The organism is Glycomyces algeriensis (assembly GCF_027622855.1).
Classification (GTDB): domain Bacteria; phylum Actinomycetota; class Actinomycetes; order Mycobacteriales; family Micromonosporaceae; genus Glycomyces; species Glycomyces algeriensis.
The window spans coordinates 42,999-56,582 of the sequence record NZ_JAPZVR010000011.1 but is presented as its reverse complement, the minus strand read 5'-3'; the positions used below and the strand labels follow the sequence as shown (position 1 = coordinate 56,582).

Annotated in this window: 8 protein-coding genes; 6 read left to right on the top strand and 2 right to left on the bottom strand. The window is 71.8% G+C overall.

Annotated elements, in window-relative coordinates:
* Window positions 1-57: 57 nt before the first annotated feature.
* The gene (locus O2L52_RS18635; protein ID WP_270117364.1) at window positions 58-3,294 is read right to left on the bottom strand and encodes a DUF4132 domain-containing protein; all 3,237 of its coding nucleotides are present in this window, start codon (window positions 3,292-3,294) and stop codon (window positions 58-60) included.
* Window positions 3,295-3,467: 173 nt separating this feature from the next.
* On the opposite strand from O2L52_RS18635, the gene O2L52_RS18630 reads away from it, so the two are divergent.
* The 3 genes from O2L52_RS18630 (at window position 3,468) to O2L52_RS18620 (ending at window position 9,140) form a co-directional block, all read left to right on the top strand.
* Complete coding sequence (locus tag O2L52_RS18630) at window positions 3,468-6,719, top strand: DUF4132 domain-containing protein (RefSeq protein WP_270117362.1); 3,252 nt, start codon at window positions 3,468-3,470, stop codon at window positions 6,717-6,719.
* 198 nt (window positions 6,720-6,917) lie between these two features.
* Window positions 6,918-8,156 carry a D-mannonate dehydratase ManD gene (gene manD, locus O2L52_RS18625; RefSeq protein WP_270117361.1) on the top strand — a complete coding sequence of 413 codons (1,239 nt, stop codon included), beginning with the start codon at window positions 6,918-6,920 and terminating at the stop codon, window positions 8,154-8,156.
* Window positions 8,157-8,240: 84 nt separating this feature from the next.
* Window positions 8,241-9,140 carry a phosphotransferase enzyme family protein gene (locus O2L52_RS18620; protein WP_270117359.1) on the top strand — a complete coding sequence of 300 codons (900 nt, stop codon included), beginning with the start codon at window positions 8,241-8,243 and terminating at the stop codon, window positions 9,138-9,140.
* Window positions 9,141-9,157: 17 nt separating this feature from the next.
* Here O2L52_RS18620 and O2L52_RS18615 read toward each other — a convergent pair whose 3' ends face one another.
* Window positions 9,158-9,967 carry an HAD family hydrolase gene (locus O2L52_RS18615; protein ID WP_270117358.1) on the bottom strand — a complete coding sequence of 270 codons (810 nt, stop codon included), beginning with the start codon at window positions 9,965-9,967 and terminating at the stop codon, window positions 9,158-9,160.
* Between the two features lie 266 nt (window positions 9,968-10,233).
* Here O2L52_RS18615 and O2L52_RS18610 point away from each other — a divergent pair, with 266 nt between their 5' ends.
* The 3 genes from O2L52_RS18610 to O2L52_RS18600 all read left to right on the top strand — a co-directional run bounded on the left by O2L52_RS18610 (window position 10,234) and on the right by O2L52_RS18600 (window position 13,508).
* Complete coding sequence (locus O2L52_RS18610) at window positions 10,234-10,599, top strand: hypothetical protein (protein WP_270117357.1); 366 nt, start codon at window positions 10,234-10,236, stop codon at window positions 10,597-10,599.
* Window positions 10,600-10,653: 54 nt separating this feature from the next.
* Window positions 10,654-10,962, top strand: coding sequence for a hypothetical protein (locus tag O2L52_RS18605; protein ID WP_270117356.1), 309 nt, complete (start codon window positions 10,654-10,656; stop codon window positions 10,960-10,962).
* A gap of 254 nt (window positions 10,963-11,216) precedes the next feature.
* Window positions 11,217-13,508 carry an ATP-binding protein gene (locus O2L52_RS18600; RefSeq protein ID WP_270117354.1) on the top strand — a complete coding sequence of 764 codons (2,292 nt, stop codon included), beginning with the start codon at window positions 11,217-11,219 and terminating at the stop codon, window positions 13,506-13,508.
* Window positions 13,509-13,584: the final 76 nt, after the last annotated feature.

The following is a 13,584-nucleotide window of genomic DNA, read 5'->3' as shown; positions in this document are numbered from 1 at the left end:
CCCGATGCGGCCAGCGACCGCCGCAGCGGCACACCGGCACGGTGCGAAGGCGCCCGCTCAGCTCGTCGTCTGGACGCCGGTGAGGCGGGCGAGGAGCTCTGAGGCCGCCACAGGGTCGATCGCGCGGCCGGGGAGCGGGCGGGCGTGTTCGGGCCGGCGGTTGCGGTTGGCTTGGAGGCGGAGGGCGGTCACGGTGTGGACGCCGTCGGGGTCGGGGTTGTGGCGGTCGGGCTCGGGGTCGGCGTCGGCGAGCAGCCAGCCGCCGGGGAGCCGCTGCTGGAGCCGCCAGACCCAGGAGAGGTCGGGCCCGGGGGCGAGGAAGGTCTGGGTCCAGCCGATGCGCGCGCCGAGGTCGGCGTAGCCGCATCGGAGGCCGTCGAAGCGGGGGAGGCGACCGGTCTCGAGCTCCTCCTCGGTGAAGTGGAGCCGCGGGCGCGCGAGCTGGTCGAACGGCTGGAGGAGCTCGTAGTCGGCGAACAGGGCGGTCCAGGCGGGGGTCTCGTCGCGCAGGAGCGCGGGGTGGGCGAGGCGGATCGCGTCCGGGTCGGGCCGGAACTCGCGGTCGTCGACGTCGGCGAAACCGCCGTCCTCGGCGATGCGGAATCCGGCGCCGCGGCTGAACCAGGCGAGGCGCCGGGTGAAGACGCCGCTGATGGGGTGGGCGTCGAGGACGCGGAGGTCGTCGAGGGTGAAGACGCGGCCGTCCAGCATCGCGGCGCAGAGGAGTTCGACCTGCGTTTCGGCGGTGTCGCCGACGCTCTTGACGAGGGCCTTGTAGCGGGCGACGGCGGCCTTGGCGCTGGCCGCGTCGTCGCGGACGCCGGGTTTGGGGAGGGCTTTGCGGGGCTTGCCGGCGTCGTCGGTGAGGTGCGGGGTGAGGAGCCGGTCGAAGGTGAGGTGGAAGCGCCTGGGGCCGTAGTCGAACGAGACGGTCTCGGCCGCCCCGTGGTCGGGGGTGAGGCGGTCGGCGAGCCCTTCGAACGTGAGACCGCGGGCGGCGGCGAGGCGGTCCGCGAGTCCGCGGGCACGTTCGGTGGTCGAGTTGGGGAACTTGAAGGCCCGGGAGATGTCGCGCAGCGCCGTGAACGCGGCATCGGTGCCGATGTGGGCGAGCACTTCGAGGCCGGTGTGGGCGCGTTCGTTCTGGCTGCGGCCGGGCCATTGGGCGACGAGGGGGCCGAGGACGGCGACGGTGTCGTCGTTCCCGAACGCGCCGAGCTGGTCGACGGCCCAGGAGTCCTTGCTGGGGGCCTCGGAGCGCAGCCACAGGTCGAACAGGGCGAGCGAGAACCGTTGGAGTGAAACGGGGTCGCAGTGGGCGGCGAAGTCGTCCACGCCGGGGAATTGCAGGCGCGGCGACCAGAGCGCGAGTGCGCCGATGAGGTGCCGCACCGAGACCGCGGGCAGGGCGGTCTCTTTGCCGCGCAACATGACCGGAGGAAGCATGTCAGGGTCGGCCCAGTCGCCGGGGTTCACGGTCCCGGCGAGGGGAACGCGCGGGTCGGTGGCGAGGAGGCCGGTGATGCGGGCGAGGGCGTCAGGGCCGAAGGACGCGGCGGCGTCGAGGACGGGCTGGTCGCCGAGGCGGCGGGCGAGATACCGGAGGGCGGCTTCGCCGCCGTCGCGCAGGCGCTTGTCGGCGCCGAGGGCGCAGGGGACGAGGTGCGGCACGGCGTGCTCGCCGTGGCGGTCGAGCCAGTCGGCGGCGTGGACGCGCGCGGACTTGAGACGCGCGAACCAGTCCGCGGCGAGTGCGGCGGCCTCAGCACTGCGAATGGGGACGAGGGCGCTCCCGTGTTTGGGCGAATCGCGCAGTTTCTCGATGACGGCGCCGGGGTCGCCGCCGCGGGCGAGGCGGCCGAGGAGCCGTTCGGCGAGGCCGAGGCCGGTCACGCTGTCGGAGACCCAGAACTCGGCTTCGTCCCACTCGGCGAAGGCCGGTTCGAGGGCCAGGGCCGCGTCGAGTTCGCCTGGGCCCCAGCGGAGCTCGACACCGGCGGGAGCGGTGAGGCCCGGGACCGGCTCGGGGGCGCGACGGCGCCGGCGTTCGGCCCACGACGGCGTGAGGAGGACCGCGGGAAGCCGGTCGGACGCCGCGACCAACGGGGCAGTCTCGGCGAGGAGCGCTTCGACTGCGGCCCTAGCAGTGTCATTGAGTCCCTTCAGGACGGACTCGAGCGGGACGCCTTCCTGGCGGAGCGCCCCGGCGAGGCGGACCCGGTCGGCCGGAGCGGTGTCGGCGGCGCGGGCGGCGACGGCGCGCGCGAAGCGGTGCGGGAACCGGGCGGCGGCGGGTTTGACGGCGGCGAGCGCGCCGGGCTCGGCGGCGCGTTCGACGAGGAGGTCCGCGGCGGCGTCGTCGGGCAGGAGCGCGATCGCCTGGAACAGCAGGGTGCGCTGGGCGAGGTCGAGGCTCTTCTGGTCGAGGGTCTTGGCGAGGACCGGGAGCGCGGCGACGCCGAGGTTGCGCACGAGTTCGGGGACGAGGCGGTGCCGGACCATGTCGGCGGCGAGCCGGGGGACTCCGAGGAGCCGCAGATGGTCCTCATCGGACACGATCGCCCAGACGAGCTCCTCGACCGCGGGGTCCCCGCGGTAGGCGTCGCGCGCTTCGCATGCGGCCGCGACCCACTCGCGCTCGCCGGGCAGCAGGAGCGCTGCGGCGACGCGCTTGAGCGGGGTGGCGCGGTACTGGGCGGCGAGGTCGACGATGCGCCGGTACTCGGCGTCGTCCGCGGCGGCGATCAGCGCGCGGACGAAGGGCAGCACGCCTTCGCGGTCCGCCCAGACCCTCCACTTCAGGTTCGACGCGTCGTCGACCACCACGGCGGGCACGTCGGCCGGGCCCGCGCTTCCCGTTGCGGCCCAGCGGAACCCGATAACGAGGTCCTCGATGCCGGTGCTCACGGCGAACGGCAGGCCGAAGTCGGCGACCACCGCGGCGAACAGCTCGCGGTTCGCGAGGGCGCGCTCCCCGCCCGGCTGGAACAGCGAAGCCCGGTAGGGCTCGATGAACCGGAGCATCGTGAGCACGGCTGCGGCACCGGTCGGGTTCGGCGCACCGCCGAGGTGGGCGAGGCCGGCCCGGGACAGGTCCGGGTCGCATTCGGGCCGCTCAAGGGAGGCGATGAGGTCGTCGCGCCTCGCGTCGACCGCCGCGGCCACCTTCCGGGACGCCGCGGCGTCCGGTTCGACCGGAATGCCCGCTCCGCTGCCGCGCCGCGGCAGGAGCCACTCCGCCCAATCGACAGGAAGACGCAGTTGCTCTTCTTGCATGGCAACGGGTTCGGTCATCTCGGTCCTTCGCGGGGCGTGCGGTTCCCTCAAGATCCTAGAGGCAGGGTGCGACGCGCCGCCGGACTCGTCGGCGCCTTGCTGCAAGAACCCGGTGGTGTCGCGCTTCCGACAGCGGCTCGCGCCCGCCGCATATCCTCGACGCGGAAACGCCGCCTCCTGAAACGACTGCCATGACCGATCGCACCGCGCCGCAAGAAGACCGCCTCAACCCGCCCCCCGAGTGGACGGCGAACGTGCTGCCGCGCCGGAGCAACGGCGTCCGCGGCCGGTTCGTGCTCGCCGCCGACGCGTCGGACCTCGTGCGCGAGCAGATCGAGCGGTGCCGCGCCGAGTTGACGTCGGCACTGGAGAAGCCCAGCGGCGACCCCGTGCTCGCGCAGGCGGGCCTCGACTTCCTCGCCGACGCGCCGAGCCCGACCGGAGCCGCCGCCGTGACCAGGCTGCTGCGGCACACCGACCGCTACCGCGACTGGTCCAAGAGCAGGGCCGGGACGCCATTGGACCGAGAGTTGTTCAGCGCCTGGGTGATCGAGTTCGGGCTGCCGTTCGCGATCGGGGCCGCCGCCGCGGGTGCCGGGATCACCACCGGCTGGGACCACCCCGGCGGCGCCACGAAGGCCGACCCCCTGCCGTTCGTCACCGCCGCCGACCCGCACGCCGCGCACTGGACGGGCTCGCGGTTCCTCGGCGAGCTCGAACTCTCGCGCGAGCTCACCGCCGCCGCAGAACCGGACGAGTACGAAGCGGTGGTCGCCGCGGCCGCCGCGCACCGCGAGGCCCTCCTCCAGCGCGCCGCCGCCGCACTCCTGCTGCCCGACGAGACCGCATGGGTCGCCGCGACCTGCGAGGAACTCGCCCGCACCGAGCACGCCTCCGGCCTGCAGCACCTGATGTGGTCGGCCATCAGCAGCGTCGACCATCGCGAACGCCTGGGCCGCAAAGCCATCGAAGCGGCGCGGCTGACCGCGCAGGACGTCGCCGAACTGGTCTGCCACCTCGGCGTCGCGGCCCTCCCGGTCCTGGAGGCCACCCTCGCATACAAGAGCCTCACCGCCGCGCAGCGCACCGCCCTGCTCGACGGCATCGCGCTCCTGCCCAGCGACGACGCGACAGCGCTCCTCATCGACCGCAGCGGCGAACCCCAGGTCCTCCCCGCCGCACTCCGCTCGGCTGCACGGTTCCCGCTGCGCACCGCCAGGATCGCCGCCGAACGGGCACCGCGCCTCGCACCCCTGGACCGGACCCGGCTCGCGGTGATCGTCCGATCAGACCCCGCCGGGCTCGACGCCGCCCTCCCGCACCTGAACGACACCGCCCGCGCCGCCATCACCGACCTGACCTCCTCGACCGCCCTCCCCGTCGCCGATGCGGCACGGCTCCCGCAGATCCTCGTCGCACCTCCCTGGACGAACACCGAGCGCCCGGCACCCGCGCCCCTGCGCGGCCTCGAACCACCCGCGGACATCGAGATCATCTGGGCACCAGAGGAACACGAGCGGGCCCTGTCCGTCGAACCGAACTTCTGGTCATGGGACGACGACGAGTACTGGGCATCCGTCAAAGGCGAGGTCGTCAACCGGGTCGACCTGAGCCTGGAAGCCGGCATCTGGAGCCGACTCGCACGCCACGGCCCCGCCGCGGCCGACGCGGTCGCCGAGCGCCTGCGGACCAAGCACCGATACGGCAGCGCACTGGTCCCGATCCGCAGTGCCACCGCAGCCACGGTCGTCGCGGACTGGTTCCTCCGCCTCAAATCGACGCGCGCCCACGCCCTCGACTGGCTCGACCGCCACGGCGAGGTCGGAGCGACCCTGCTGATCCCCGCGGCGTTCGGCTCGTCCAAGCGGTACCACGCAGGCGGACAGGCCGCCCTGCGCCACCTCGCCGGGCAGCTCGGCCCCGAGGCCGTAGTGCGATCCGCCGAACGCTACGGCCCCGACGCGGTCCAGCGCGTCCAGGCACTCCTGGCCACCGATCCCCTGATGCCCCTCGGCGACCCGCCCCGACCGGGAGCCTGGGCCGACCCCCAGCACCTGCCTCCGGTGCTGCTGCGGGAACGCGACGCAGTGCTGCCGCCCGGCGCCGTCACCCACCTCATCACGATCCTCGCGCTCAGCGCCCCGCGCGTGCACCACCCCGGCACCGACATCGTCGCCCAGCACTGCGACGCCGAATCCCTCACCCAGTTCTCCCACGCGCTGTTCCAGCTCTGGCTCTCCGCCGGCGCACCCCCGGCCGACACCTGGGCCGTCGACCAGCTGGCGCGCTTCGGCACCGACGCGACCGCAGCGCTCCTGGAGCCGCTGGTCCTCACCTGGCCGGGCGGCGACCAGTCGGACAGAGCCGGCTACGCCCTGTACGCACTGGCCGCCATCGGGACCGAGACCGCCTTCAACGTGCTGCACCGGATGTCCCGCCTGCGGAAATACCCCGTCACGACGGCGCTGGCCCGAAAGCTGGCGGCACAGGTCGCAAGTGGATTCGGTGAGGACGTCGAGACGCTGGCCGACAGGCTCGTCCCCGACCTGGGCGTGGGCGATCCCGAATCGCTCGCACTCGACTACGGGCCCAGGCGCTTCCACGTCCGGTTCGACGAGCGGCTGCGCCCGAGCCTGGTCGACGGCGCCGGCAAGCAGCGGCTGCGACTTCCCCAGCCGGGCGTGCGCGACGACGCCGACCTGGCCGCGGCCGCCAAGACTCGGTACCAGCGCCTCGCGAAGGACCTGGAGCGGCTGGTCGCCGAGCAGACCGAGCGCCTGGACGACGCGATGTACAGCGGCCGAACCTGGACGGTCCCCGAGTTCCGGCTGATCGCACGGCATCCCGTGCTCGGATCCCTGGTGAGCCGCCTGGTCTGGCTGGCCGACCACGACGGCACCCGCTTCGGCTTCCGCACCGCCGAGGACGGCGGCTTCGCCGACGCGCACGAGAAACTCGTCGGCCTTCCCGACGCGGCGACGATCCGCCTGGCCCACCCGGCGCTGCTGGGGGAGGAGCTGCCCGCGTGGAACGAGATCTTCAACGACTACGCGATCCTGCAGCCGATCGAGCAGCTGGGCCGACCGCCCTTCACCGCGGCTGAGGCCGCGACCGGGCAGCTGACCCGCTTCGAAGGGGTCGAGATGCACACCGGGACCCTGCGCGGCCATATGTCATGGGTGAACCGCTACCCCCAGTACGGGGATTGGGGCACGCAGCGGCGGGGTTTCGAGCGGCGGGTCCCCGGCGGGTACCTCCTGGCCGACGCGAGCACCGGTGCGCCCGTGACGGACAGCGAGCTCGGCGAGTGGCACCGGGTGCACGCGGTCCGGCTTGTGACCACCCGCAACCGCAAGGCCGCCAAGCCTTTGCGCGGCGACCGACTCGATCCCGTGACCGCCTCCGAACTCCTCGCCGATCTCACTGCCGCGGTCCGGCGCTGAGGCCGTCCTGAGCAATCGGGCCCGCGGCCCGCACCGTATACAGTTCTTCCGAGCCGCACGGCGAGCGTTTTCACGCCCCGCCCTCCTCCGGACGGCGGCGGGCCCGGTCGGCCGCACGGGCCCGGAACGCCGCGCCGATGCGGCGCCGCGTACGACGGAGCGGTTGCATCGCGCAGCCGCATGGGAAGGAACGATCTGATGATCATCGACAGAGCCGAAGTCGTCGTCACCAGCCCCGATCGAAACTTCGTCACCCTCAAGCTCACCACCGACGACGGCCTCACGGGCCTGGGCGACGCCACCTTGAACGGCCGCGAACTCGCCGTCGTCGCCTACCTCAAGGACCACGTCGTCCCGCTCCTGCTGGGCCGCGACGCCCACCGGATCGAGGACACCTGGCAGTTCCTCTACCGCTCCGCGTACTGGCGGCGGGGCCCCGTCACGATGGCCGCCATCGCCGCGGTCGACATGGCGCTGTGGGACATCAAGGGCAAGGCCGCGGGGCTCCCCGTCTACCAGCTCCTCGGCGGCGCCTCCCGCTCCGGCCTCCTCGCGTACGGCCACGCCTCGGGCAAGACCACCGAGGAACTCTTCGACTCCATCCGCTCCCACCAGGAGCAGGGGTACCGGGCGATCCGCGTCCAGACCGGCGTCCCCGGTCTGAAGTCCATCTACGGGATCGCCTCGAACGCCACTTACGAAGCGATGGAAGGCGTCCGCTACGACCACGAGCCCGCCCAGCGCGGCGCACTGCCCAATGAGGAGGACTGGGACACCCGCTCGTACCTGCGGCACGTCCCGACCGTGTTCGAGGCGGTCAGGAACGAGTTCGGCCCGGAGCTGCCGCTGCTGCACGACGCGCACCACCGGCTCACGCCGATCCAGGCCGCGCAGCTCGGCAAATCCCTTGAACCGTACGACCTGTTCTGGCTCGAGGACGTCACGCCGGCGGAGAACCAGGAGGCGCTGCGCCTGGTCCGGCAGCACACCACGACGCCGCTGGCGATCGGCGAAATCTTCAACACCGTGTGGGACTACCAGCAGATCATCCGCGAGCAGCTGATCGACTACGTGCGCTCGGCCGTGACCCACACCGGCGGCATCAGCCATTTGCGGAAGGTCCTCGACTACGCCGCCCAGTACCAGGTCAAGTCGGGCATGCACGGCCCCACGGACATCTCCCCGGTCGGCATGGCCGCCGCGATGCACCTGGGCCTGAGCATCCACAACTTCGGCATCCAGGAGTACATGCGGCACGGCGCGAAGACCGACCAGGTCTTCCAGCAGTCCTTCACCTGGGCCGACGGGTACCTCCACCCCGGCGACCGGCCGGGCCTCGGCGTCGAGCTCGACACCGACGAGGCGGGCAAGTACCCGTACGTGCAGGCGTACCTGCCGTACAACCGCCTGGCCGACGGCACGGTCCACGACTGGTGAGCCCGGCGCAGCGGGGCCGTCGCGACCGCATGCGGGCGTGATAAACCGTTGCCCGGCAACCGGACCGGTGGTTGACTGAGGCGCATGATCAGCGAGGACGTCTTGCGCGCCTCCCTCGGCCACCACTGGGGACTCCACAATGCTCGGATCGAGCCGCACCATGGGGGCATGAACTCCGGCACGTGGTTCGTCACCGCGGGGCCGCGTCGCTGGGTCGCCAAAGCGGTGGACCCGGACACGCTCTTCGACTACGCCGGCGGCCTGGCCGCCGCGGCCGTGCTCGACCGGCCCGATCTCCCGACCGGAGCCCCCGAACGCAGCCGCGGCGGCCGCCTCGCCGTGGCCGCCGATGACGTCATGCTCGCGCTGCTGGCCTGGGTTCCCGGCGACGGCATCGCCACCGACGGCCCGGCCGAACAACGCATCATCGGCACCACGCTCGCGCGAGCCCATGCGGCGCTTCACGATGCCGACATCCCTACCGCCGACCGGTTCCACTGGGTCGACCCGGCGGCCGGGCATCTCGACGTCCGCGACTGGGTCCGTCCTGCCGTCGCGGCCGCGCTCACCGCCCTTGACGACCTCGACCCCGCGACCTTGACCTGGGGTCCCCTCCACACCGACCCCGCGCCCGAAGCGTTCCGACTCGACCCGGACACCGGCATTTGCGGGCTCATCGACTGGTCCACCGCCATGCGCGGCCCCTACCTGTACGACCTCGCCTCCGCGGTGATGTACGTCGGAGGGTCCGGCAACGCCGGGCCCCTGGTCGAGGCCTACCTCGCCCAGGGCGTTCTCACGCGCGCCGAAACGGAACGCGGCCTGCTCACACTCCTCCGCTTCCGATGGGCCGTCCAGGCCGACTACTTCGCCCGTCGCATCGCCGCCCACGACCTCACCGGCATCGCCGACCACGCCGAGAACGAGAAAGGTCTCGACGACGCCCACCGCGGGCTCGCCGGCATCGTTTCCGGCAGCGGATGACCCACCGGCGTCGCGGTTCACCTTGGGGCGGCCAGGAATCCCTCGATCACCTCGGCGACCCCGTCCTCATCACTCGCTCCGCAGCGGTCCGTGGCGGCTGCGGCCGCCTCAGGATGGGCTCCGGCGACGGCGAAGGACCGGCCCGCCCAGCGCAGCATCGGCACATCGTTCGGCATGTCCCCGAACGCGGTCACCTCGGCCGGACCGATGCCGCGCGCGGCGCACCAGGCGGCGAGCGCAGTGGACTTCGAGACGTCGGGGGCGGTGATCTCCAGGAGGCCTTCGCCTCCCGAGTGGGAGAGGTGCACGCCGGGGAGTACGACGGCGCGTGCGGCGGCGAGCATGGCGTCGGCTCGGCCGTCAGGATCGTGGACGAGGAGTTTCACGATGCTGTCGGCGGCGGTGAAGACCTCGTCGAAGGTGTCGACGAAGAGGCGGTTGTCGCCGACGGTGTCCACTTTGCGGTATCCGGGCTCGGCGACGACCAGGGCACCGGTCTCGACCGCGATCCTGGTGCCGGGGAGCGCGGAGCGGAGGATCTTCGCCGTGGCGGCGGCGGTCTCGGGTTCGATGGTGTGGGCGGTCTCGATCACACGACGGGCGGGGTCGTAGACGATCGCCCCGTTCGCGCAGATCGCGGCGTCGAGGCAGGCGGCGAGTTCGGGCCACTCCGCGAAGACCCGAGACGGGCGGGCGGTGACCGCGACGACGGCGATCCCTTGGGCCCGAGCGGCGTGCAGCGCCAGGCGGGAGCGTTCGGTGAGGATGCGCCCGGGGGCGAGGAGGGTGCCGTCCAGATCCGTGGCGATGACGCGGGGCGGGTTCACCGGGCCAGTCTGGCACGGCGTTCGCCCTTTCAACGGGTGCGGGCCGGGCGCCCGAAACTGCCGGGCCCCCGGCGAGAGCCCGGGACCTGATTCCCGGCTAGACGGGTTCGCAGTTTCCGCGAAGCCGCCGACCGCAAAGACTGCGCCCCGACACTGCTTGCAGGTTATATCGGCTACGAGGCATAGAACCTCGATGCCTGCCCGTACGACCGGCTTCGCCGCCACCAAAGCGGCAGACCTAGAGTCTGTCTCGGAAGGGGTGGGGCATGGACAAGGTGACCGATGGGGAGATCGCTGCGGGGTTCCGGCCGGTGCTGGCGCTCGTGGAGGAGTGCGAGCGGTTGGGAGCGGAGCTGGACCGGCTGGAGGACGCGACCGATCCAGCTGAGCTGGAGGAGCGGGACGTGGTCGAAGAGCGGTTCGCGTCCCTGAACGAAGAGATCTGCCGCAGCACCGCGAAGGCCCTCAAAGGAATCGGGCTGTGGCACGGTGCGGCCATGATCGATGCGGGACTCGCGATCCCCCACGAGGTCCGGGAAGACCTCGTCGAGCAGTACCCGCCGTACCCGCCGGCCGCACCCGACATCGAGCTCAGGCCGCGCCGGTCCTGGAGAGCCGCCGGACGTTCGTAAACCTCGTCCGCGATTTCGCGTCGCCGCCATTTACCGCGTCATACGATCAGCACCATGCTCAGCGACTATGCAAGCCTTGATGCCGGCACGCTCCACGTCGACGGCGAACACCCTGTCGACGGGCGAGTGCAGTTCCAGCCCGGCAAACAGAACTACAAGGGCGCCGAATTCCACACGGAACCCCTCACGCAGGAGCAAGCGGCCACCATCAACGACGGCGGGCTGACCCTGTCGTTGCTGCACGGGGACACGGAGATCGAGCTCGGTCCCGAAGCGCTCGAAGTCGGTGGCGTCGTGAGCGAAGGCGACGAGGTCGTGCAGCTTCGCGCCGCAGGCCCGGAGGGATGGCCGCTAGATCTCTGACCCTACCCAGGTCGGCGGCGAGCGCAAGCGAATCGTCGATCGGCGCGCCGAGATGGGCCTTGATGCCGGCCGCCTGCTCGCTGGTGCCGTGAGCGCCGTCTACGACCACTAGGCCGCCCAACACCTCGGCGAACTCCTCAACCAGCCGGTCACGGTCTTCCCCGGCGGCCACAACGGCAACACCACATACCCCCGCGCTTGGGCCGAACACCTCCGCACGACACTTCTCCCGCGCTAGGAGACCGGCCGCTGCCGTGAAGCGGGCGATGCCCGGCGGTTGTCGGTGCTCGATCTCGTTCGTCGGGTTGACCTATCATTGCGGCATGGCCGACCGAGCGTCCGACGCCCGCATCAACCTGCGGCCACTGCGGCTCCGGGCGATGATGACGCAGGAAGAACTCGCCCTCAAAGCGGGCCTGGGAACCCGCACGATCCGGGACATCGAGACCGGGAAGGTGCGGCCGCAGCCGCGAACCCTGCGGCTGCTGATCGAGGCGCTGAACCTGGACGAGGACGATCGAGCCCTGCTGACCGGGGCGTCGGATCAGCCTGCGGCGGCGTCTCGAAACGTCCCCCCGGTGACGCTTCCCTCGGGAACCACGGTCTTCACCGGCAGAAGCGAGCTGCTGACCAGGCTCGACGAATCGTTCGATGAGGCATCCTGCCGGCTCACCGTCCTGACCGGGGTCGGCGGCATCGGCAAGACGATGCTGGCCCTGCACTGGGGCCACCGGTCGGGCGACCAGTTCCCCGGCGGGCAGATCTACATCGACCTGCGCGGCTTCAGTTCCAGCGGGGCCGTGATGGAGCCCGCCGAAGCGGCGCGTCAACTGCTCGGTTCCATGGGGGTGGAGCCGCCCCGGATCCCGGCCGACACCGATGCCCTGTTCACGTTCTACCGCAGCGTCATCGGCAGCGAGTGCCGCCTGCTGGTCCTGGACAACGCGCGAGACGCCGCGCAGGTGCGGCCGCTGCTGCCGAACTCCTCTCAGGTGCACACGGTCGTCATCAGCCGCAACCAACTCATCGGGCTCGCGGCCTCGCACGGGGCGAAGATCATCGAGATCGGGGCGTTCGACCGGGCCGAATCGAGCGCTTTCCTCGAACGGCAATTGGGCAAGGCGCGACTCGCGGCCGAACCGGCGTCCGTGGAGCGGATCCTGACCGCGTGCGCCGGCCTCCCGCTGGCACTGGCCATCATCGGCGCCAAGGCCTCGACCCGGCCCGACCATGCTCTGAGCGCCATCGCCGACGAGCTGGAAGCCGCACGGCTGGACGCCCTCGCGGTCGACGAGGCCTCGGTGGACCTCCGGGCGGTGTTCTCCTGGTCCTACCGGGAACTGGACGCCGCGACCGCGCGGACGTTCCGCCTGCTCGGTCTGCACCCCGGCCCGGCGATGTCGGTATCCGCCGTGGCCGGTCTGGCCGGTATTTCGGCGTCGCACGCCCGCACGTACCTGGGCCGCCTGTGCCGCGTGAACCTGCTCAGCGAACCGGCTCCGGGGCGCTACGTGCTGCACGACCTGCTCCGCGCCTACGCCGCAGAGCTCGCGACGTCCGAGGAGAGCGCCGAGGAGCGCCGACGGGCCGTCCTCCGCATGACCGACCACTATGTACTGACATCGCGCGATGCCGCTCTGCGGCTGAACCCGAGTCGGCGCACGCTCGCGCCGCCGCCACCGACCTCCATCGAGCCGGAGCACATCGAGGACTCCGCGGCCGCAGTGGCGTGGTTCCGCGCCGAGTACCAGTCGATACGCCTGATCGCCGAGCACGCCGCCGCGGCCGGTCTCCACGCGCACACCTGCCATCTCGCCTGGAACCTCCGGGACTTCCTTCACCAGCAGGGACATTGGCGATTCATGGCGAGCATCCATGCGGCGGCGCTGCAGGCCGCCGAGACGCTGGACGACCGGGCGATGACCGCCTACGCTCACCGCAACATCGGCGTGGCGCTCACCCGCCTTCGCCAGTTCGACGCGGCGGAAACGCACCTCCTCGAGTCACTCGCGCTGTCCCGGGAACTGGGAGACCACGAAGGGACGGGCACGACAGAGGTGTACCTGGCCTCGCTCGCCGAGGCCGCCGGCCGTTTCGACGCGGCGCTGGAGCATGCGCGGAGCGCCCTCCGATCGGCGGGCAACGAGCGCGGGAAGGCGATGGCCTTCAACGCACTCGCGTGGACGTCCATACTCGTGGGCGCTTATGCCGATGCCGTGGAGTACGGCCGTCAGGCACTCGAGATCTGGGAGCAGGCCGGCAGCAAGGCGGGCACCGCCAACATTCTGGCCAACATCGGCCGGGCCCACCACGGGCTCGACCGGCTCGACGAAGCGCTGGAGTATCTCCGGCGATCGCTCGCGGTCACGGTCGAGCTGGGGAGCCGGTACTTGGAGGCCGAGGTCCTCGCCATGATCGGGGACGTCCACCACGACGGCGACCGGCCTGACGAAGCCCGCGAATCCTGGCGTGCCGCCGAAGCGATATACCGCGCCCTCGGCCACCCCGAGGCGGAACGACTCAGCGCGAAGCTCACTCCCGCATAGACCCCGTCGGACCAGTCGACCCGGGCCGCGGTTCTGTCCGCTGTGGAAGGCGTTTCCGGGCCGCCCCTAGAATCAG

Excerpts from the sequence above, each read along its gene's own strand:
- O2L52_RS18635 (WP_270117364.1), bottom strand. The coding sequence starts at position 3,294 with ATGACCGAACCCGTTGCCATGCAAGAAGAGCAACTGCGTCTTCCTGTC.
- O2L52_RS18630 (WP_270117362.1), top strand. The coding sequence starts at position 3,468 with ATGACCGATCGCACCGCGCCGCAAGAAGACCGCCTCAACCCGCCCCCC.
- O2L52_RS18620 (WP_270117359.1), top strand. The coding sequence starts at position 8,241 with ATGATCAGCGAGGACGTCTTGCGCGCCTCCCTCGGCCACCACTGGGGA.
- manD (WP_270117361.1), top strand. The coding sequence starts at position 6,918 with ATGATCATCGACAGAGCCGAAGTCGTCGTCACCAGCCCCGATCGAAAC.
- O2L52_RS18605 (WP_270117356.1), top strand. The coding sequence starts at position 10,654 with ATGCTCAGCGACTATGCAAGCCTTGATGCCGGCACGCTCCACGTCGAC.
- O2L52_RS18610 (WP_270117357.1), top strand. The coding sequence starts at position 10,234 with ATGGACAAGGTGACCGATGGGGAGATCGCTGCGGGGTTCCGGCCGGTG.